At 54.3% G+C, this 19,311-nt stretch carries 21 protein-coding genes; 2 read left to right on the forward strand and 19 right to left on the reverse strand.

What is annotated here, in order from left to right:
• Nucleotides 1-6: 6 nt before the first annotated feature.
• From tssE to tssB, 3 genes are read right to left on the reverse strand one after another with little or no spacing between them, the layout of a single operon-like run.
• Nucleotides 7-438, reverse strand: a complete 432-nt coding sequence (gene tssE / locus INT20_RS11510; RefSeq protein WP_193054734.1) for a type VI secretion system baseplate subunit TssE — start codon at nucleotides 436-438, stop codon at nucleotides 7-9.
• Between the two features lie 15 nt (nucleotides 439-453).
• A complete protein-coding gene (gene tssC / locus INT20_RS11515; protein ID WP_193054735.1) occupies nucleotides 454-1,932 on the reverse strand; it encodes a type VI secretion system contractile sheath large subunit in 1,479 nt (492 codons plus the stop codon).
• Between the two features lie 56 nt (nucleotides 1,933-1,988).
• On the reverse strand, nucleotides 1,989-2,495 hold the full coding sequence (tssB, locus tag INT20_RS11520) for a type VI secretion system contractile sheath small subunit (protein WP_193054736.1): 507 nt from the start codon (nucleotides 2,493-2,495) through the stop codon (nucleotides 1,989-1,991).
• Between the two features lie 614 nt (nucleotides 2,496-3,109).
• On the opposite strand from tssB, the gene INT20_RS11525 reads away from it, so the two are divergent.
• Complete coding sequence (locus INT20_RS11525) at nucleotides 3,110-3,628, forward strand: Hcp family type VI secretion system effector (RefSeq protein WP_193054737.1); 519 nt, start codon at nucleotides 3,110-3,112, stop codon at nucleotides 3,626-3,628.
• Nucleotides 3,629-3,701: 73 nt separating this feature from the next.
• Here the strand turns inward: INT20_RS11525 and INT20_RS11530 are convergent, their stop codons facing one another.
• The 12 genes from INT20_RS11530 to rpsT form a co-directional block, all read right to left on the reverse strand.
• Nucleotides 3,702-4,724 carry a tryptophan--tRNA ligase gene (locus tag INT20_RS11530; protein WP_193054738.1) on the reverse strand — a complete coding sequence of 341 codons (1,023 nt, stop codon included), beginning with the start codon at nucleotides 4,722-4,724 and terminating at the stop codon, nucleotides 3,702-3,704.
• Between the two features lie 64 nt (nucleotides 4,725-4,788).
• On the reverse strand, nucleotides 4,789-5,298 hold the full coding sequence (locus INT20_RS11535) for a PilX N-terminal domain-containing pilus assembly protein (protein WP_193054739.1): 510 nt from the start codon (nucleotides 5,296-5,298) through the stop codon (nucleotides 4,789-4,791).
• Nucleotides 5,295-5,771, reverse strand: a complete 477-nt coding sequence (locus INT20_RS11540) for a PilW family protein (protein WP_192528343.1) — start codon at nucleotides 5,769-5,771, stop codon at nucleotides 5,295-5,297. The genes INT20_RS11535 and INT20_RS11540 overlap by 4 nt, the downstream gene beginning before the upstream one ends.
• Nucleotides 5,761-6,204 (reverse strand): type IV pilus modification PilV family protein, encoded by a 444-nt coding sequence (locus tag INT20_RS11545; protein ID WP_193054740.1) that lies wholly within the window; start codon nucleotides 6,202-6,204, stop codon nucleotides 5,761-5,763. The genes INT20_RS11540 and INT20_RS11545 overlap by 11 nt, the downstream gene beginning before the upstream one ends.
• Entirely contained in the window at nucleotides 6,205-6,609 is a 405-nt protein-coding gene (locus tag INT20_RS11550; RefSeq protein WP_287078285.1) for a type IV pilin protein, read from the reverse strand.
• 37 nt (nucleotides 6,610-6,646) lie between these two features.
• Nucleotides 6,647-7,624, reverse strand: coding sequence for a 4-hydroxy-3-methylbut-2-enyl diphosphate reductase (ispH, locus tag INT20_RS11555; RefSeq protein ID WP_193054742.1), 978 nt, complete (start codon nucleotides 7,622-7,624; stop codon nucleotides 6,647-6,649).
• Between the two features lie 73 nt (nucleotides 7,625-7,697).
• On the reverse strand, nucleotides 7,698-8,144 hold the full coding sequence (fkpB, locus tag INT20_RS11560) for an FKBP-type peptidyl-prolyl cis-trans isomerase (RefSeq protein WP_193054743.1): 447 nt from the start codon (nucleotides 8,142-8,144) through the stop codon (nucleotides 7,698-7,700).
• Between the two features lie 80 nt (nucleotides 8,145-8,224).
• Entirely contained in the window at nucleotides 8,225-8,755 is a 531-nt protein-coding gene (gene lspA / locus INT20_RS11565; RefSeq protein WP_193054744.1) for a signal peptidase II, read from the reverse strand.
• Nucleotides 8,748-11,579, reverse strand: coding sequence for an isoleucine--tRNA ligase (gene ileS / locus INT20_RS11570; RefSeq protein WP_193056966.1), 2,832 nt, complete (start codon nucleotides 11,577-11,579; stop codon nucleotides 8,748-8,750). Before ileS ends, lspA begins: the two co-directional genes overlap by 8 nt.
• 7 nt (nucleotides 11,580-11,586) lie before the next feature.
• Nucleotides 11,587-12,684 (reverse strand): bifunctional riboflavin kinase/FAD synthetase, encoded by a 1,098-nt coding sequence (gene ribF, locus INT20_RS11575; RefSeq protein WP_193056967.1) that lies wholly within the window; start codon nucleotides 12,682-12,684, stop codon nucleotides 11,587-11,589.
• Nucleotides 12,685-12,846: 162 nt separating this feature from the next.
• The gene (murJ, locus tag INT20_RS11580) at nucleotides 12,847-14,436 is read right to left on the reverse strand and encodes a murein biosynthesis integral membrane protein MurJ (protein ID WP_193056968.1); all 1,590 of its coding nucleotides are present in this window, start codon (nucleotides 14,434-14,436) and stop codon (nucleotides 12,847-12,849) included.
• Nucleotides 14,437-14,545: 109 nt separating this feature from the next.
• Complete coding sequence (rpsT, locus tag INT20_RS11585) at nucleotides 14,546-14,812, reverse strand: 30S ribosomal protein S20 (protein WP_009097974.1); 267 nt, start codon at nucleotides 14,810-14,812, stop codon at nucleotides 14,546-14,548.
• Between the two features lie 505 nt (nucleotides 14,813-15,317).
• Here rpsT and cls point away from each other — a divergent pair.
• Nucleotides 15,318-16,775 (forward strand): cardiolipin synthase, encoded by a 1,458-nt coding sequence (gene cls, locus INT20_RS11590; RefSeq protein ID WP_193056969.1) that lies wholly within the window; start codon nucleotides 15,318-15,320, stop codon nucleotides 16,773-16,775.
• A 113-nt stretch (nucleotides 16,776-16,888) separates the two neighbouring features.
• On the opposite strand, the gene INT20_RS11595 is transcribed toward cls, so the two are convergent.
• The 4 genes from INT20_RS11595 to INT20_RS11610 form a co-directional block, all read right to left on the reverse strand.
• Complete coding sequence (locus INT20_RS11595) at nucleotides 16,889-17,194, reverse strand: nucleotidyl transferase AbiEii/AbiGii toxin family protein (RefSeq protein WP_226912148.1); 306 nt, start codon at nucleotides 17,192-17,194, stop codon at nucleotides 16,889-16,891.
• The gene (gene abiEi / locus INT20_RS11600) at nucleotides 17,184-17,762 is read right to left on the reverse strand and encodes a type IV toxin-antitoxin system AbiEi family antitoxin (RefSeq protein WP_226912149.1); all 579 of its coding nucleotides are present in this window, start codon (nucleotides 17,760-17,762) and stop codon (nucleotides 17,184-17,186) included. Before abiEi ends, INT20_RS11595 begins: the two co-directional genes overlap by 11 nt.
• Nucleotides 17,763-17,889: 127 nt before the next feature.
• Entirely contained in the window at nucleotides 17,890-18,645 is a 756-nt protein-coding gene (locus INT20_RS11605) for an amino acid ABC transporter ATP-binding protein (protein ID WP_172118966.1), read from the reverse strand.
• Nucleotides 18,642-19,310, reverse strand: coding sequence for an amino acid ABC transporter permease (locus INT20_RS11610; protein WP_172118967.1), 669 nt, complete (start codon nucleotides 19,308-19,310; stop codon nucleotides 18,642-18,644). The genes INT20_RS11605 and INT20_RS11610 overlap by 4 nt, the downstream gene beginning before the upstream one ends.
• Nucleotide 19,311: the final 1 nt, after the last annotated feature.

Raw genomic sequence — 19,311 nt, forward strand, 5'->3', positions numbered from 1 at the left:
GGTCCATCAATTGAGACACTGATAACGCTTGTTGTTTAACAGTAGATCTATAGTGGTGAGCGCACTGTCCCTGCCTAACGCTACCGTTGCATGAACCTGAAAATGCAGCTGCAACGGGTCGCCGGAATTGGGCAGCGACTCGACATCAACCCGCTTTACACGCGGTTCAAATTGTTCAATGCATTGGCGAATGGCCTGCTGGATGTTGAGTTCCAGGTCCAGCACACCAATGGTGGCGTCATTGAAATCAAGCAGGCCCAGTTCAGGCGCGCAGGGGCTGTTGCCTGGATGGCTATTAAGCAATTCAACCAAGTGACGTTTGATCGACTCGACCACCTCCATCAACCGCTCCTCTTCTTTAAGAGTCGCAGGTTGATGGGGTGCAGCAAGGCGTTCAAACAACCGACTACTTAACAAGCTACTACTGCCAGTTGCCATGACCTCGCCAGCCCTTTATTCCTTGTCGAGACGTCCGACCAGTGATAGCTCAAAATTTGCCCCCATATATTTGAAATGCGGGCGTACTGCCATTGAGACCTGGTACCAGCCTGGCTCGCCTTCAACATCGGATACTTGAATCGAGGCGGCACGCAGCGGACGGCGGCTGCGCACATCGGATGGCGGGTTTTCCTGATCAGCTACGTATTGGCGAATCCATGCGTTAAGTTCGCGTTCAAGATCCTGGCGCTCTTTCCAGGAACCAATCTGCTCACGCTGCAGCACTTTGATGTAATGCGCCAAGCGGTTAATGATGAACATGTAGGGAAGCTGTGTACCCAGCTTGAAGTTTGTTTCCGCCGCTTTACCTTCAGCGGTATTAGGAAACACCTTCGGCTTTTGCACTGAGTTAGCTGAGAAGAAAGCAGCATTGTCACTGCCTTTGCGCATGGTTAGTGAGATAAAGCCCTCTTCGGCCATCTCAAACTCGCGCCGGTCAGTAATCAATACTTCGGTCGGGATTTTGGCTTGTAGCTGGCCAAAAGCCTCATAAGTGTGCACCGGCAAATTTTCGACAGCACCGCCACTTTGCGGGCCAATAATATTGGGGCACCAGCGGTATTTAGCGAAGCTGTCCGTTAAGCGCTCGGCCAACAGGTAGGAGGTGTTGCCCCAGAGATAATGCTCGTGATCTTCACTAACCGTTTCGCGGTAGTTAAAGGTTTTAACCGGATTTTCAATAGGGTCGTACGGAGTGCGTAGCAGAAAACGTGGCGCCGTTAACCCCAGGTAGCGTGCATCGTCGGACTCACGCAAGCTGCGCCAGCGCGCGTATTTCGGGCCTTCAAAAATAGCCTTGAAATCCTTGATGTTAGGCAGTTCTTCAAAGCTATCAATACCGAAGAAGGAAGGCGCGACCGACGACATGAAGGGAGCGTGCGCCATTGCACCTACGGCTGCGGAGTGCTGCAGAAGCTTCATGTCCGGGGTGGAAGGCGTGAAATCGTAATGCCCAATGATGCCGGCAACAGGTTCACCACCAAATTGACCATATCCCGCGTTATAAACGTGATGGTAGAGACCGCTTTGACTTATTTCAGGGGCGAATTCAAAGTCCTCAAGCAGTTCCTGCTTTGTTGCATGTAGAACGTCTAATTTTATATTTTCACGAAAATCAGTGCGATCCACGAGCAGCTTCAAACCACGCCAGGCAGATTCCAGCTGCTGGAAATCATGTTCATGCAGAATTTCGTCGACTTGATAGCTAATTTTGCGATCAAGCTCAACAATCATGCTATCAACAAGTGATTTATTGACGGTAGGTGCTTCATCGTTACTGTTCAAAAGCTCTGCTATAAAGGCAGCCACGCCCTGCTTGGCAACGTCGTAGCCTTCATCTGCCGGGGCCATCCGCGTTTGGGCCATGACCTGATCAAGAAGCGAACCTTCTGTTGTTTCTGTTACTGCTGCTTGCTGCTTAGCCGTTTTGCTCATTGCTGTGCCTCGAATTCGTTTTACCGTTTGATAGGTGCGCTACTTGCGATAAACCGTTATTCGCTCGTGCTATCGGTATCCAGCAGTTCCAGCTCGTTCAAAAGTTGCTGGCGAGCATCATCGTTCTCAAGAAGCTTCTGCAAACGGTCACGAAATGCCGGGACATTGCCCAACGGCCCCTTAAGGGCTACCAGGGCTTCGCGCAACTCGACCAGCTTACGCAGTTCGGGAACTTGCTTGGCAATGGCATCTGGCGAGAAATCGTCGAGCGATTTGAAGGTGAGATCAACCGCCATATCCGACGGCTCTTCGCTATCGTCCAAGCGATTAGGCACAGCAGCTTGAAGCGTCAGTCCGGCTTCACGCATAACAGACTGGAAGTTGTTTTTATCAACCGAAACAGCCTGACGTTCTTCGATAGGGGTTTCTTCTTCACCGCCTTTAAAATCGCCAACAACCAGCAATTTTAACGGAAGCTCAGTCTCAGCCTGTTGGCCATCGGTAGCTGGCACGTACTTAATGTTGATGCGCTCTTTAGGCGCAACGGTTCCTTGTTTAGCCATGTCACTCCGCCCTGGAAGAAGTTTCTTAATGTAACCGTGAACAATTCTCAATCAGGCAACGTTAGCGAAACAGGGATAAATTCTCTACCTGCCCCCAAAAAGTGGAGACAAAACGCTGGCAGTGAAAAACCGTCCATTTAACCGGATTATCCGCGAAGAACGCAGCATATTAGAGCAAGACTTAAATATTATATTTTTAGAAAAGGCGCTTGTAAGAAATATCTTACAAAAACTATCAGTGATGGCTTACATGATTACCCACTTTTAAGCGCAATCTTCATGGAAAGGAAACAGAATAAGAGGAGGCCAAGGCTGTTTTTAGCTGTAAAACAGGCCAAGCCAATAACAAACACGAACAACACTACTTACCCAAAGATACAAAAAGAATCTTTTTATACACAAAGTTACGCACATACCTATTTCTAGCGCGAAAACAAGCAATTTATTGCCAGGCAGGCAAGGAGTTGCTTGAAAACAAGCGAACCATTGCCTAATTATAACTAACTAAACAAATAACCCTATGAATAATAAACAAAAAAAAACAATGGCATAGCACTTGCCCTCTATATTCGTGTCCACTGGACATTATTCACTTTTTCGTCAAGGAGCAGACTATGCCAACACCATGTTATATCAGCATCGAAGGCCAAACTCAGGGCAACATTACTGCCGGTGCTTTTACACCTGATTCCGTAGGCAACATCTACGTTGAGGGCCACGAAGACGAAATGCTGGTACAAGAGTTCAAGCATGTCGTCACTGTGCCAACTGACCCGCAGTCAGGCCAGCCTTCCGGTCAGCGCGCCCACAAACCCTTCGTTTTCACAGTTGCTTTAAACAAGTCTGTGCCACTGATGTATAACGCTCTCGCCTCTGGTGAGATGCTGCCCAATGTGACACTGAAATGGTACCGCACCTCTGTGGAAGGCAAGCAAGAGCACTTCTTCACCACGTCACTGACGGATGCCACTATTGTTGATATCAACCTGCGCATGCCGCACGCTCAGGACATTAACAAGTCAGAATTCACCCAGTTGATGGACGTCTCCTTGGCGTACCGTAAGATTGACTGGGAACACACCGTTGCCGGCACCTCTGGCTCGGACGATTGGCGCGCACCTATCGAAGGCTAAACCTTTTCGATGCTCGCATTAAAAAACCCCTTCCAATTGGAAGGGGTTTTTAGTTACTCAGCCGCTAATAAGCTTAAATAAAACGCCCAAGGCCGACCGCTGAGCGCAGTTTATCCATGGTTATCGCAGCCTCCTCCCGAGCACGCTGAGCGCCTTTTTGCAGCACCGCTTCAATATAGGCAGGGTCATCCATTAGCGCATTGTAGCGCTCGCGGGGTTCGCTCAGTTGCGCATTGATATACTCAAACACCTGGTTTTTAGCATCGCCCCAGCCAATACCGGCGGCGTACTGTTCACGCAGAGCAGACGTTTCGCTCTCATTGGCAAATGCCGCGTATATCTGGAACAGGGTGCAGGTATCCGGGTCTTTCGGTTCGCCGGGCTCAAGCGAGTTGGTCTTGATTTTACGCACCAGCTTTTGAAGCTTTTTCTCGGGTGAGAACAGCGGAATCGTATTGTTATAGCTTTTGGACATTTTGCGCCCGTCCAGCCCTTTCAACACTTCCACCTTCTCATTCACCACCGCTTCGGGCAGCGTAAAGTACTGCCCTTTATAGAGGTGGTTGAACCGCCCGGCCATATCACGTGCCATTTCGATATGCTGAATCTGGTCGCGCCCTACCGGCACCTTTTTGGCGTTGAACATCAGGATATCGGCAGCCATCAATACCGGATAGCCAAAAAGCCCCATGGTGATGCCTTTGTCCGCGTCCTGGTCGCCTGCTTCTTCGTTCTCAGCCACGGCGGCCTTGTAGGCGTGGGCGCGGTTCATCAGGCCTTTGGCACACACGCAGGAAAGCATCCACGAGAGTTCTTGAACTTCAATCAAATCAGACTGGCGGTAAAAAATGGCGTTGTCGGTATCCAGCCCAAGCGCCAGCCAGGTAGCGGCAATTTCCAGGCGTGACGCTTGCACGCGCGCAGGGTCCTGGCACTTGATCAGGGCGTGGTAATCCGCCAAAAAATAGAACGACTGAACATTGGGGTCCTGGCTTGCTTCAATCGCCGGTTTAATCGCACCAACGTAGTTGCCTAAGTGCGGTGTACCGGTCGTCGTAATACCGGTTAAGACGCGGGTTTTAGCAGTTTGACTCATTGTGTTTAGGCTCTTGGGCAAATAGCCCTATCATAACGCGCAGATTTACGCGTGGCGAATGCCATCAGCGCAATCCTGCCAGCCGCCACGTTGCTTCTTCCGGGCTTTGCCTCACAAAAACAGCGTGTGTACTGGCAGACGTACCACCGCTTCTGGCCGTGATGGCAACGCGCTGATCCGCCAGCCGTTCAATATCAATGATGAGGTCATCAAGTAACCGCCTTTGGCCCTCGGCTTGCGCTATTGGCAATGCCTCAAGCAGTGCGTTGAGCGCCTGGCGTGGCAACAACGCCTGACTATCATCGCTTTGCAGCTGTCGCTTATCGCCGATATTGAAGGCGGGTGGATACGTTAGTAAACGGTTCAAGAAGGCATCCCGCGATGCTGCATACTGGCGGTCCGACAAGACAGCCAGCAGGCTCTCGTCCAGCATTTGGGCCTGAACGGCAATTCGAAAATTACCCGCCAAACGCTCATCGACTAACGCCGTCCGCATACTCGCTACGCCCAGCAGCAGCGCGGCAGAAAGAAGTGCCATAACGATCACCAGCGCAGCACCCTGCTGATGCTTCATGGGCTGCCCTCCGTGGCGGGAAGAGGTGTACGACGCGTAATAACGTGATCACGCTGCATCACATGCCATACAAACGGTGCTTGGCGCTCGCCCGCAAATTGGAGCGTTATCCGATAAAGCCCTGCTATACCACCGGCGTCTTTCTCAAACAGGCTAAGCGAGTCGCATGCGTGACCGCCTTTATAAAGCCCTTCTATCAAGGGCTGGCTGTTATGGCGTAATGCACAGGTGGTCGCATCGACCAGCGAGTCATTGATCTCATATTGGCCTGCCTTGCCTTTACGAATGTCCCGGGTGAGCGATTGAACGGCAAAAACAAGCGCTTCCTGCTCGCGACTGATGGCCTCGACGCGCTGAAAGGTCGTCACAGTGGTTAACAAAAGCTGGCCTGCACCCAAAATAATAATGGCGCCGATCACCATCGCGACCATCATTTCAACCAGTGTAAATCCCCCTTGGCGCTTATTGAGCATTAGGCGCCTCGCCAGCATAGCGCGCTTCAATAAAGGGCAAGGTAAACACGTAGTCAAAATGGTCAGCCGCTTGATGGGAAGGCCGTGCACGCATCGTAATGGAGACGGTCAATTGACAGCCTCCGGATACAAAAGCACTCTCAACCGTGCCCGTTGCGCCGTTAAGCGGTGCTTGTGAAGGCGTAAACCACTCGGCCTGCCAGTCACTCTCCAGCCCCGCCGTGAGGTGTCGGCAGTTCTGCTTCGCCGCCAGCTGCGCCCAGGCGCGCTCCTGGGCATCCAGGGCTGCCACACTTGCCACGGAGTATTGGTAGCCCGAAGCGGCACTTTGCAGCGACGTTAGCTGAATGGCGGCGATGCCAATCAGCCCAAACGCCAGCAAGGCCAAGGCAATTAACACCTCAACCAGAGTAACCCCCTCTTGGCGCCGCACTTACCAGCACGTCTCGGGCAAGCGTTCACCTTGACTACTGAGCGTTATGGCCTGGCCACAGCCATCTTTTCGCTCAGTCGACGCGCTTAGCACATAGCGACTGTCCTGGCGTTCAGAATAGGCAATGCGATAATGCCCGCTTGGTGACAAGCGGGACATCTCACACTCTTGGTAGGAGTAGGTTCGGGCGTGACAGCGCGCTAGCTCAGCCGCCGCCTGCCTTAACCCCGCATGCGCATCCGTGCGCAGGGATGTTTGCAGGTAGCGGGTGTAGGCAGAGTAAGCCATGCCAGCGACAAGGCCGAGAATGCCCATCACCACCACAAGCTCAAGAAGCGTAAAACCGCGCTGACGCTCTATCGAGCGGCCTGCGCGAATAGAGTAAGGATAAAGCGAAAACCTCACGTGATGCTCCTGCATCAGCCACCGCATACGCAGTGCATCAGCTGCTGACGATTACCTGCTCGCGCAGCTCTTTGGGCATGGAGAACGTAATGCTCTCCTCGCGGCCTTTTAGCTCTTCCGGCATGGAAGCACCCAATGACTGAAGCTTGCCAATTACGCCTTTCACCAGCACTTCCGGGGCACTGGCACCCGCCGTTACGCCGATGCGGCCGACGTTTTCAAGCCACGTTGGCTCAATCTGGTCGGCATTATCTATCAGGTACGCCGGTGTTCCCATACGCTCGGAAAGCTCGCGCAAGCGGTTAGAGTTGGAACTATTGGGGCTGCCCACTACAAGCACTAGATCACTGTCCGCGGCCAGTTCACGCACCGCATCCTGACGGTTTTGTGTGGCGTAACAAATATCATCTTTACGCGGCCCACTGATCTCGGGAAACCTCTCGCGCAGCGCATCAATCACTTTGGCCGTGTCATCCATCGACAGCGTCGTTTGGGTCACAAAGGCAAGGCTGGAAGGATCCTTGACCTCCAGGCTGGCAACGTCCTGCTCATCTTCGACTAGATAGATGCGACCGCCATGCGCCGTGTCATAGCGCCCCATGGTGCCTTCTACTTCGGGATGGCCTGCGTGCCCAATCAGCACGCACTCGTGCCCCCGCTTGGCGTAGCGCAAGACTTCCAAATGCACCTTGGTGACCAGCGGGCAAGTGGCATCAAACACTTTCAGCCCACGCCGGTCAGCATCGGACTGTACGGCTTGAGACACGCCATGCGCAGAGAAAATGACGATCACGTCATCCGGCACTTCGTCGAGCTCTTCCACGAAGACAGCCCCACGCTCGCGCAGCGTTTCCACTACAAAGCGGTTGTGGACAACTTCATGGCGCACATAGATAGGCGGCCCGAACACATCCAGTGCACGGTTGACGATGTCTATAGCGCGATCCACGCCGGCACAAAAACCACGCGGATTGGCCAATTTGATCTGTATGGGCTGTGCTTGCGTCGATTGCATAGTAGTGCCTTGATGCGTTACCGCACCGTTTAGTGAATAAGAACCCAGCTAATGCTAAAGCCAATGCTAAAGACTAGTGCGTTGTAACCGGTTTTACATCCAGTACGTCAACCTCAAAGGTTAACGTGCGCCCCGCCAGCGGATGATTAAAATCCACCTCGACGCGGTCGCCTTCAATGGTTTTGACCACACCAGGCAATTCCGTTCCCGCTTTATCGGCAAACGACATCACCATACCAATTTCAGGCGTTTCATCGCCAAAATCAGCGCGCTTTAACGTCTGGATATTTTGCGGATTGTGCTGCCCAAAGGCATGCTCGGGAGAGACCTGAAAAGTACCTGTCTCGCCCGTTGTCATGCCTTTAACCGGGTGCTCAAAGCCGGGTGGCAAATTGCCGTCACCGTACTGAAAGGTGGCCGGTGCCTTCTCTTTGGTAGAGTCTACTACCGTGCCATCTTCAAGTTTCAGGGTGAAGTGCAGGGTCACTTCCATCCCCTCATCAATCAGGTAATCACTCATTACACTGCTCGCTATGTGGTAAGGCCCTGGCATACTGCCACCAGGGCCTGATTAATGCTAACCGAGTTAGAGGTCGCGGGTTACTTCGTTGAGTGGGCTTTTTTACGCCGCCGGTCGCCCATCACTGACTCCCAAATCAACCCAATGGCCCCCAGAGTAATCCCGATGTCTGCCACGTTAAAGGCGGGATAGTACCAACCGGCCACATGAAACGATAAAAAATCGACCACGTAGCCATGCACCAGGCGGTCATAGAGATTCCCAAGCGCCCCACCGATAATCAGCGGAAGCGAAATGGCCAGCAGCTTTTCATCGGCCCTGACCCGCGAAAGCCAGATGGTCAGGCCCACGCTTGCACCAATGGCAATAATGGCGAAAAACCAACGCTGCCAACCAGGGTGGGAAGCCAAAAAACTAAAGGCCGCCCCCGTGTTATGCATTAAGGTGAAGTTAAAAAACGGCAGCACTTCTACCGGCTGCAGATACCCCAGCTGGCTGCTGGCAATCGCCTTGGTGGCTAAATCCAGCACAATCACGGCAACGGCCAACCACAGCCAGCGCAGCGGCTGGCGCATGGGCGGCCGCGCGTTGGACGAGACCGACTCAGGCATAGTGACGCACCTCACCCGGGCCATCCGGCAGGTTAAGAATCGAGCGCTTGCACAGCGTGGGATGCTCAGGATGCGAGCCTACGTCAGGGCGGCGCTCCCAGCTACGTTCGCACTTCTCAAACGCACTGACGACCACCGCTACTTTGAGCCCTTCTAGCTCGCTGTAGGCAGATGCCTCGGCATCCGCTAGCGGCTTGAGGGTCGCTTCCGAGGTAATCAGCACAAAGCGTAACTCGTCGCCCAGTTGTGACAGCAACACATTGAGTTCGTCGCTGACGTAAAGGGTGACTTCGCTGTCCAGCGAGCCTTTGATGGCCCCTTCGCTACGCGCTTCTTCCAAGCGCTTATTCACCGCCTGCTTGACCTCTAGCACTGCTTCCCAGTATTCATGCCCCATCTCAGCGTCAGCATCAAGGGGCTTCAGGTCGGTATAGTAGGTTTCCAGCAGCACGCTGTCGCCACGCTTGCCCGGGATATGCTCGTAAATCTCCTCAGCGGTGAAGGAGAGAATCGGAGCGACCCAACGCGAAAGCGCCTCGATAACATGATAGAGCGCGCTCTGACAGCTGCGGCGTGCCAGCGAATCAGCCTGCGTGGTGTACTGGCGATCCTTGATGATATCCAGATAAAAACCACCCAGGTCGCGCGCGCAGAACGTATGCACCTGCTGATACACGTCCAGGAAGCGGTACTCTTCATACGCTTTCTGAATGCGCTCCTGGAGCTGCAGTGCGCGGTCGATGACCCAGCGATCCAGGGCGATCATATCCTCAAAAGCCACCATATCGCGCGCCGGGTCAAAGCCGGTCAGGTTGGCCAAAAGAAAGCGCGACGTGTTACGAATACGCCGATACACGTCCGCTGTACGCTTGAGGATCTCATCCGACACGGCCATTTCATTGGAGTAATCCGTCGAGGCCACCCAGAGACGTAGAATGTCGGCACCCAGCTTATCCATCACCGACTGCGGCGCGATGACATTACCCAACGACTTGGACTGCTTACGGCCTTGCGAATCGACGGTAAAGCCGTGGGTCAATAGCTGACGATACGGCGCGTGACCGTCAATTGCTGAACCGGTTAGTAGCGACGAGTGGAACCAGCCGCGATGCTGGTCAGAGCCTTCCAGATACAAATCAGCTCGCGGGCCGCTTTCATGGCCATGCGGATGAGAGCCGCGCAGCACATGGCGGTGCGTGGTGCCGGAGTCAAACCAGACATCCAGCGTATCAGTCGTCTTGTCGTATTCGGCAGCTTCCGCGCCCAGCAGCTCAGCAGCGTCGAGGCTAAACCAGGCATCAATGCCTTGCTCCTGCACGCGCTTGGCGACTTCTTCCATCAGCTCAATGGTGCGCGGATGCAGCTCGCCGGTTTGTTTGTGCAGGAAGAACGGAATCGGCACGCCCCAGTTACGCTGACGCGAGATGCACCAATCCGGGCGATTAGCGATCATGCTGTGCAGGCGCGCCTGCCCCCAGGCGGGCGTGAACTGGGTCGCCTCGATGCCTTCCAGCGCACGTTCACGCAGGGTTTTACCGTCTTTCCCCTGAATATCCATGCCCACAAACCACTGGGCTGTCGCGCGGTAGATGACCGGCGTTTTATGGCGCCAGCAGTGCATGTAGCTGTGCACGATGGGCTTATGCGCCATCAGCGCACCCACTTCGTCAAGCTTGGCGACGATGTTCGGGTTGGCTTTCCAGATCATCTGGCCGCCAAAGAACGGCAGGTCATCAACGTACACGCCGTTGCCCTGTACCGGGTTCAGCATGTCGTCAAAGCTCATGTCGTGGGCGCGGCAGGTATTAAAGTCATCCAGGCCGTAAGAAGGCGCGGAGTGAACGATACCGGTGCTGCCCACTTCCGACTCGACGTAATAAGCCAGGTAAACTGGCGACAGGCGATCATAGAACGGGTGGCGGAAGTTGATCAGGTCTAGCTTTTCACCGCGAGTGGTAGCGATGACCTCGCCCTGTAAACTAAAGCGTTCAAGGCAGCTCTCCACCAGTTCTTCGGCTAGCAACAGCAGGCGCTCGCCGGTATCGACCAGCGCGTAGGTAAATTCGGGGTGAACGTTCAGCGCCTGGTTGGCTGGGATCGTCCAGGGCGTGGTGGTCCAGATCACCACCGCCGCCGGTTTGGGCAGCTCGCTCAGGCCAAACGCAGCGGCCAGCTTATCGGCATCTTCCACTGGGAAGGCGACATCAATCGCGTCGGACTTTTTGTCTTGATACTCGACTTCCGCCTCAGCCAGCGCCGAGCCACAGTCAAAGCACCAGTTAACCGGCTTCAGGCCTTTAAAGACGTAGCCCGCTTCGACCATGTCGGCCAGTGCGCGAATCTCGCCTGCTTCATTGGCGTAGTCCATAGTGCGGTAGGGATGATTCCAATCGCCGATAATTCCCAAGCGCACAAAATCAGCCAGCTGTGTTTCAACCTGAGCGCCCGCGTACTCACGGCAAAGCTCACGCGCTTTTGCAGGCGCCAGGTGCTTACCGTGCGTGGTTTCTACCTTGTGCTCAATGGGCAGACCATGGCAGTCCCAGCCCGGCACGTAAGGCGCATCAAAGCCCGCCAGGTTTTTCGATTTAACGATAATATCTTTTAAAATTTTATTAACGGCGTGACCAATATGGATACTGCCGTTGGCGTAGGGAGGGCCATCGTGCAGTACAAACAGCGGTGCGCCAGCACGCGCTTCGCGCAGGCGCTGGTACAGGTTCATATCTTGCCAGCGTGAAACGCGTCCCGGCTCCTGCTTGGGCAACATGCCACGCATAGGAAAGTCGGTTTCAGGCAAGTTTAGCGTGTGCTTATAGTCCATGGTTCGGTCAGCCGTTGTTAGCATCGGCAGCGTCATCCGCCGAAGAAGGATCAGAAGAAATTGTCTTGGAAACCTGAGTCTTGGAAACCTGGGGCTTGGAAGCCTGAGTCTTGGAGGCCATAGCCTCACGCCCAAGCGGGGCCGAAGCTAGTGGCAGCGCGTTATGACAGTCAGTGACGGCCGTCGCAAAGTAGCGATGTGCCTGGCTCTGATCGCGCTCAATTTGCGCTTTTAGCGCATCAAAGTTGTCGAATTTCACTTCCCCACGAAGCCGCGCACAGGGAAATACCGTCATGCGTTTGTCGTAGAGGTCACCGTCAAAATCAAACAGGTTAACTTCCAGCGTGGGCCGCTTGGAGCCAACCGTCGGCCGAAAGCCGACGTTAGCAATTCCGTGGTAGCGCTGGCCGTTTTCAAGCGTCACCCCAACGGCATAAACACCGCGCAGCGTTAAGGGCTGAGGCAACAGGGGCAGGTTCGCCGTGGGCACACCAATGGTGCGACCAAGCTGCTGGTCACGTACCACACGCCCATCCAGCGAATACGCCCGCCCTAACAGATTGGCCGCTGCGGCAAAGTTACCGCTGGCAAGCAAGGTACGCACGCGTGAGCTTGAAACTCGCTCGTTCTCAACCGTAAAGGTGCGGGTATGTTCAACCCCAAAGCCCTGCTCTTCGCCCACCGCTGCCAGCAGCGTAAAGTCGCCCTGACGGTCACAGCCAAAACGGAAGTCATCACCAACGACCAGATGTTTAACACCTAGCCCTTCGATCAGCACCTGATCAATAAATTCGCGCCCGGTCAGGCTTCTAAGGGCATTATTAAACGGCAGGCACAGCACCTGTTCAGCGCCGTACTGGCCCAACAGACGCACCTTTTCACGCAAGCGCGTTAGCCGTGGTGGTGCCTGGTCACCCGCAAAGTACTCACGCGGCTGGGGCTCAAACACGACCACGGTTAGCGGCACGTTTAGGCGTGCGGCGTGCTCGCGGCACTGCTGCAAAATTGCCTGATGGCCACGATGCACACCGTCAAAATTTCCAATAGTAGCGACGCAGCCACGCTGTGCCGCTACCAGATTGTGCAGTCCTCGAATGACGCGCATGGCACCTCAGCCGTGTTAATAATTTGCCGCTCCCAAGCCTTGTTGGGTTTGGGTGAAGCTTAAAAAGCTCTGATTATAGCGAACCTACCGTGATATATGTCTAACTCTCTGCCGATCCAACGTGACTTTTAAGCGTTCGGCCACGCATTGCCGCTGTAGGGTTTAGCTCTGCATTTTAAAATGCCGTGGCCGCAGACCCAGCGCGGTAAGCCAGACAACATAAATCCCGCCCCCTAAACCTACCAGCCCGGCCACCCAGGCAACACGCTGCCACAGGCTAAACGCAAGCCACGCGTGCCACTCTGGCGACACCATATAGAGCGCGGCACACATCAAACCGCTACCGCCCAGCAGTTGCACCGCGTACCGACCCCAGCCCGGCTGGAAAACCAGCACATCCTGCCTGTACAGCAACACCCCCAGCATACCCGCGTTCAAAAATGCCGAAAGCGCCGTAGCAAGCGCCAACCCGGCATGGGCAAGCGGCCAAATCAACATCAGGTTGAACACCATATTAGCGACCATGGCGATAATACCCACCTTCACCGGCGTTTTGGTGTCCTGGCGGGCAAAAAAACCTGGTGCCAATACCTTAATCAGCATAAAGGCGACCAGGCCAAAGGCATAGGCACGCAGGCTCATCGCGGCCATCTGAATATCGTGGTCGGTCATTGCGCCATAGTGAAATAGCGTGATCAATAGCGGCTCGGCCAATACCGCCAGCGCCAGTGCGGCAGGCAGGCCCACCAAAAGCACTAACCGAATCGCCCAGTCGAGCATGGCGGCAAAATGCGCCTTTGACTGCTCAGCGTGGCGCTTGGAAAGCGCGGGCAATATCACCGTTGCTATCGCCACACCAAAGACGCCGAGCGGCAGCTCTACCAAGCGGTCAGAGTAGTAAAGCCAGGAGACACTGCCCGCCACCAGCAGTGACGCCAACACCGTATCCAGCAGCAGGTTAATTTGCGAGACCGAGACCCCAAACAGCGCCGGGCCCATCAGCTTTAAAATGCGTTTAACGCCTTCATGAGCGAAGTTCGGCCAAGGCGTGGGCATCAAGCCCAAACGCATTAAAAACGGCACCTGGAAAATCAGTTGGGCAGCACCTGCTATCAGCACGCCCCAGGCCAGCGCCATGGCGGGCTCATCCATTAACGGCATTAAAAAGAGCGCGGCGCCAATGAGTGACAGGTTGAGCAAAACCGGCGTAAAGGCGGGCACTGCAAAACGGTTCCAGGTATTTAGCACGCTGCCAGAAAAAGCCGTGAGCGAAATCAGCAGCAAATACGGAAACGTTAGACGCAGCATATCGGCGGTCAAGGCATGCTTGGCGGGGTCACTGCCAAAACCGGGCGCAAACACCCAGATAAGCCAGGGCGCGCACAGCATCGCAAGCGCGGTAATCAAAGCCAGCAGTGCGGTTAAACTACCGGCTACGGCGTTGAGTAACTCGCGAATTTCCTGCTTACTGCGCTGGGTCGAGTACTCGGAAAGTACCGGCACAAAGGCCTGGTTAAAGGCACCTTCAGCAAACAGACGACGCAAAAAATTAGGGATTTTAAAAGCGACAAAAAAGGCATCCGCGCCATTCCCGGCGCCCAAAAGCGTCGCCACCACCACATCACGGATCAGGCCCATCACGCGAGAAAGCATGGTCATGGAGCTAACCACCAGCCCCGAGCGCATTAGCCCACGGCGTGGCGGCGCGCCAGGCGCGGCGGAAGTTTCATTCGGCGGCGTGTTTGAGGTCATTTTGGATCCATAGGCGCGGATGGCCAATACCCATCATAGAGTCATTAGATAAAACCATCAGACACAAAAAAACCGGCCGTAGCCGGTTTTTTTTATGGCGCCTGCCGGCTTACGCCGCCAGTGCCTTAATACGCTTGTTCAAACGGCTTTTCAGGCGCGCTGCTTTCTTCTTGGACAGCACGTCTTTATCAGCAATACGGTCAACGACCGGCTGCATTACCTTGAACTCTTCCATCGCCTTGCCGTGGTCGCCGGTGTTGATCGCTTTGATCACACGCTTGATATAGGTGCGGACCATGCTGCGCTGGCTGGCTTTCAGGACGCGACGAGTCTCGGCCTGGCGGGCGCGCTTGCGTGCTTGCTTGCTGTTCGCCACAGGTATCTCCTTGGAGAATAAAGGTTGCCGCAAATTCGGCAACGGATTAACTATGTGTTCGCCACGCTCATGTTCACTCTAAACGCGACTTTCCTTAACAACCAATTGATTCGACAAGCCTTTAAGCTCTGTCAAATAGTGTGACCGGCAGTCAAATTGCCTGCCCGCCCACGGGTCTTGTCTGAGAGGATGGCGTAGTCTATCACGCACTATTCTTGCTTGCCACACGTTGTCAATGTTTTATTGCATCAGCCGGCTAACCGAATGGTTTACAAGGCGCTCTCAAAAGAAGCGACATGGACTTTGCCCAGCATCTTCTACATTATTGCTATTAAATATAAAAAACCGGTGTTTGCAGCGGCGTTCTTTGGCGGCCGATCCGCTAGCTTATTTACCTCTGAGGCCTGCGTTAGCCGCACAGCCCCCGTGGCTACTAATGGAGGCCCTATGGCGCTCAGGGATAGTCAGACTCTCGAACAACTTCACTATTAAAGACGGACTCACTATGTCGGATTTTTCTCTTTGGTTTGCCGCTCATATGCTGGCCTACGTCGCCCTGGTGATCCGCGTGCTGACGGTAGAGGGCAAAGAGCCCGCCTCCCGAGCCGCATGGATATTGATTCTCTCGTTTCTACCTGGTTTAGGCATCATTGCTTACCTGCTACTTGGCGAACCATGGATATCGCGCCGTTCACGACGCAAAGCAATTGGCACCGTCACACGGTTGGTAAAAGCCTATAACGTAGGGAAAACATCGGCTCTGGAGCATGTACCAGACCGCTTTCGGCCCGCCTTTCGCGCCTGTGAGCATCTGGCGCATAGCGGCGTCACTAACCACAACACCGCTACGCTAACCGCCGACTCCAATGCAGCGATCGACGCGATGGTGGAAGACTTCGATGCCGCCAAGGAGAGCATTCATATCTCCTTTTATATTTGGCTTACTGACAACAACGGGCTCAAGATTGTAGAGGCCGTTAAGCGCGCGGCTGAACGTGGCGTGACATGCCGCATCATTGTGGACGGTATTGGTTCGCGAGCGCTTACCCGTTCGGAGCACTGGGCCGCAATGAAAGCCGCCGGTGTTCAACTGTGCGTATCGCTGAAGGTCTCTTTTGGGCTTGACGCGCTGCTTGGAAACCGCGCAGACCTTCGAAACCATCGCAAGATCGTCGTGGTGGATAACCGACTAACCTACTGCGGAAGCCAAAACTGCGCCGACCCCGAGTTTCGCGTCAAGGCAAAGTATGCACCCTGGGTGGATATCATGCTGCGTTTCGAGGGGCCAGTAGTGATGCAAAACCAACTGCTGTTTGCGGCCAACTGGCTGATCGAATCCAACGAGCACCTTGATGTCGCCTGGGAGGCACCGCCGCAACCCTGCACAGAAGCCAGCACGGACGCCATGAACAGCGCCAGCGCGGCTATTGCCTTTGGCACCGGGCCGCTGTCACCAAAAGGTGCCATGTCGGATGTGTTCGCCAGCCTTCTGCATTGTGCCCAGCATGAGGTCGTGATTTCGAACCCCTACTTTGTTCCGGACGCCTCACTGCTTTCGGCACTGATTGGATGCGCCAGGCGCGGCGTTCAAACCACGCTCATCCTGCCCCAACGCAACGACTCCTTCGTGGTAGGCGCCATCAGCAAAGCCTACTATGCACAGCTTGTTGCCGCTGGCGTGAAGATCTTTGAGTTTCGCGGTGGCCTTTTGCACGCAAAAACACTGGTGGTGGATGAAGCAGTGGCGCTAGTCGGCTCGGCGAACATGGACCGACGCAGCCTTGAACTTAATTTCGAGAATAATATTCTACTGCACTCCCCCGACGTAGCGAAAAGCATTAGAGAACGCCAAAACGCCTGGCTTTCCGATGCCAATGAAGTGGTCCCCGACCAGGTCATTCATCGCTCGTTGTTACGCCGCATCGGCGATAACGTTGCCACCATTTTCAGCCCGGTGATGTAATCGATGCTCATCGGTTAGTGCCCCGCTGCCCACGACGGGCAGCGGTGAGCTGCTGAAAAACGCCTACACCTGAGAAACCATGACGTTTAAAACAGTGCTACATCAAGCAATCGTTACATCCGGAAAGATGGCTCTGCTGATTGCTCACGACCCAAGGCTGTCTGAACGGTTATCAGTTGATCCCTCAAGGTAGCGGTCAGGTAAGACTGAACTTCGCTGAAACGACTGCCTCCATAGCACAACCTCAGCGATGTACCGCCCTGAAAAACCAGGCTGTCGAGCATGCTTTCTTTATCCAGCGCATACAACAGGTCGTAATGCAGCAACTCCTTTTCGACAACCGGCCGCATATGCCCTAACACTGCATCTTTCATTACTTGATCTACCAGGGATTTGAAATCAACAGACTCAATCATCATATGCATCCCCCTCATCAACCAGGTGGGTGTTGCGACCAACGCGCTTAAGATCCCGGAGTGCCGCCTGCCTGGTTGCAACCTTCAAAGGGCGCCCGCGATCCTTGATAACAGATAAAATATCCGATATCGGACGCTTTGTATGAGTGAACTCAATGACCCCATAAGGTGTTTTATATTCGCCTTTACGGCCAGTGGTCATCACCGTTAGTCGGCCTACCGGGATTTGGGAGATCACGCCATACTCTGATAGAGCAGACTCAAGGCTGATGTAACTATATTCCCCCCTGCGTAGTGTCTTGGCAATCAGCTCCAGGGTATCCGGGCCTTTGTTCTTCGACAACGCATACAAATACACGCCCTTGGATGGGCGCTCCAGAATGCCCGCGTTAACCAGGCGTTTCAGTGTGGCCTCTCGGCTACGGGGCGTATCATCATGAAGCACTTTCGACATGTCTCGTACAGCAAAGACATAACGCTCGCGCTGGTCGAACTCAGCAAGACGTTTGATCGCTTCGCTTTGTTTCACCTCACCCCCTTGGGCTACAGAAACCACGTTAAAAAGCGCCATTCATGTCCACCAAGAATACCATAGGTACGAAAAGCACACATTAATATGTGGTTAATGTCGATATAACGCACAAACGATGCTTCAACGCCGTAAGCTGCCGACTGCAGTTGCCAATAACCACATGCTGTTAAGGCAGCGGCTGGCCTGTTGGGGCAAGAATTTTGCGCAGGAAATGCTGCGTGCGCGGGTCCTTGGGGGCGGTGAACAGCTCCTCGGGCGGTGCTTGTTCAATAATTTGCCCTTCATCCATAAAGATCACGCGATCCGCTACGTCACGCGCAAACTGCATCTCGTGGGTAACGATAATCATGGTTTGCTGCTCGGCGGCAAGCTGCTTCATCAGGCTCAGCACTTCCTCCACCCACTGCGGGTCCAGCGATGACGTGGGCTCATCAAACAGAATGACATCGGCGTTCGCGGCCATGGCGCGGCCAATGCCGATACGCTGCTGCTGCCCGCCAGAAAGCGCCGCCGGGTAAGCATCAGCTTTATCTGAAAGCCCAATCCGCTCAAGGATTTCTCGGGCGCGGGCATGGGCCTTTTCCTTGGGAATTTTATCAACGACGATCATGCCCTCGCTGATATTCTCAAGCGCCGTTTTGTTGGCAAACAAACCATAGTTTTGAAAGACAAACGCGGTACGCCGACGCAGCTTTAAAATATCGGCACGGCTCGCCTGCTGCGCATCCACGCGCACATCGCCGACGGTAATACGCCCCGACTCAGGCCGCTCTAAAAAGTTAATGCAGCGTAATAGCGTTGACTTACCCGTGCCTGAAGGGCCAATGATGACAATGATCTCGCCCCGCTCAAGCGACAAATCAATGTCGGTGAATACATCTTGTTTACCAAAGCGCTTGGTAACGGCCTCAAGCGAGATCATCGTTGGTACGCCTTATTCAGGTAAATTTCCAGGCGACGCTGCCCCCAGGAGAGAATTTCCACTATGACCCAGTAAATCATCGCCGCGAGTAAAAAAGCCTCCAGATAAAGAAAGCTACTGGCGGCCTCTTTTTGTGTGGCTCCCATCAATTCTGTGACGCCCAGCGTAAAGGCCAGCGACGTCGCCTTGATGATATCAATGAAGTAGTTCATCAATGTGGGCGTCGCCACACGGGTCGCCTGAGGGAGAATAATACGTCGCATTAGCTGCGACTGCGTCATGCCGATAGAGAGCGCCGCTTCTGTCTGGCTGCGGTCAATCCCCACAATGGCCGCCCGAATAGACTCAGCCATATAGGCGGAAAAGTGCAGTGTCAGGCCCATCACGGCGGCAGTTATGCCGTTAATCGACACCAACGCCTCCACCAGTTGGGGCAACCCGTAATAGAACAGAAAAAGCTGAACCAACAGCGGTGTACCGCGGAAAAACGAGATAAACAGCAGCGAAAAGCCGTTCAACACCGGCACACGGGTCACGCGAATCACGGCCAGAAGACAGGCAAGCACCAGCGCCAGCAGCATGGCGAGGGTTGCCATTTCAAGCGTGAGCGGCACATAGCTTAAAAGGACCGGTAACAGCCCCCACATATAATCCAGGTTTAGCATG

It is taken from the genome of Halomonas citrativorans, from assembly GCF_014898005.1.
GTDB lineage: Bacteria > Pseudomonadota > Gammaproteobacteria > Pseudomonadales > Halomonadaceae > Vreelandella > Vreelandella citrativorans.

Excerpts from the sequence above, each read along its gene's own strand:
- tssE (WP_193054734.1), bottom strand. The coding sequence starts at position 438 with ATGGCAACTGGCAGTAGTAGCTTGTTAAGTAGTCGGTTGTTTGAACGC.
- tssC (WP_193054735.1), bottom strand. The coding sequence starts at position 1,932 with ATGAGCAAAACGGCTAAGCAGCAAGCAGCAGTAACAGAAACAACAGAA.
- tssB (WP_193054736.1), bottom strand. The coding sequence starts at position 2,495 with ATGGCTAAACAAGGAACCGTTGCGCCTAAAGAGCGCATCAACATTAAG.
- INT20_RS11525 (WP_193054737.1), top strand. The coding sequence starts at position 3,110 with ATGCCAACACCATGTTATATCAGCATCGAAGGCCAAACTCAGGGCAAC.
- INT20_RS11530 (WP_193054738.1), bottom strand. The coding sequence starts at position 4,724 with ATGAGTCAAACTGCTAAAACCCGCGTCTTAACCGGTATTACGACGACC.
- INT20_RS11535 (WP_193054739.1), bottom strand. The coding sequence starts at position 5,298 with ATGAAGCATCAGCAGGGTGCTGCGCTGGTGATCGTTATGGCACTTCTT.
- INT20_RS11540 (WP_192528343.1), bottom strand. The coding sequence starts at position 5,771 with ATGCTCAATAAGCGCCAAGGGGGATTTACACTGGTTGAAATGATGGTC.
- ispH (WP_193054742.1), bottom strand. The coding sequence starts at position 7,624 with ATGCAATCGACGCAAGCACAGCCCATACAGATCAAATTGGCCAATCCG.
- fkpB (WP_193054743.1), bottom strand. The coding sequence starts at position 8,144 with ATGAGTGATTACCTGATTGATGAGGGGATGGAAGTGACCCTGCACTTC.
- lspA (WP_193054744.1), bottom strand. The coding sequence starts at position 8,755 with ATGCCTGAGTCGGTCTCGTCCAACGCGCGGCCGCCCATGCGCCAGCCG.
- ileS (WP_193056966.1), bottom strand. The coding sequence starts at position 11,579 with ATGGACTATAAGCACACGCTAAACTTGCCTGAAACCGACTTTCCTATG.
- ribF (WP_193056967.1), bottom strand. The coding sequence starts at position 12,684 with ATGCGCGTCATTCGAGGACTGCACAATCTGGTAGCGGCACAGCGTGGC.
- murJ (WP_193056968.1), bottom strand. The coding sequence starts at position 14,436 with ATGACCTCAAACACGCCGCCGAATGAAACTTCCGCCGCGCCTGGCGCG.
- cls (WP_193056969.1), top strand. The coding sequence starts at position 15,318 with ATGTCGGATTTTTCTCTTTGGTTTGCCGCTCATATGCTGGCCTACGTC.
- INT20_RS11595 (WP_226912148.1), bottom strand. The coding sequence starts at position 17,194 with ATGATGATTGAGTCTGTTGATTTCAAATCCCTGGTAGATCAAGTAATG.
- abiEi (WP_226912149.1), bottom strand. The coding sequence starts at position 17,762 with ATGGCGCTTTTTAACGTGGTTTCTGTAGCCCAAGGGGGTGAGGTGAAA.
- INT20_RS11605 (WP_172118966.1), bottom strand. The coding sequence starts at position 18,645 with ATGATCTCGCTTGAGGCCGTTACCAAGCGCTTTGGTAAACAAGATGTA.
- INT20_RS11610 (WP_172118967.1), bottom strand. The coding sequence starts at position 19,310 with ATGCTAAACCTGGATTATATGTGGGGGCTGTTACCGGTCCTTTTAAGC.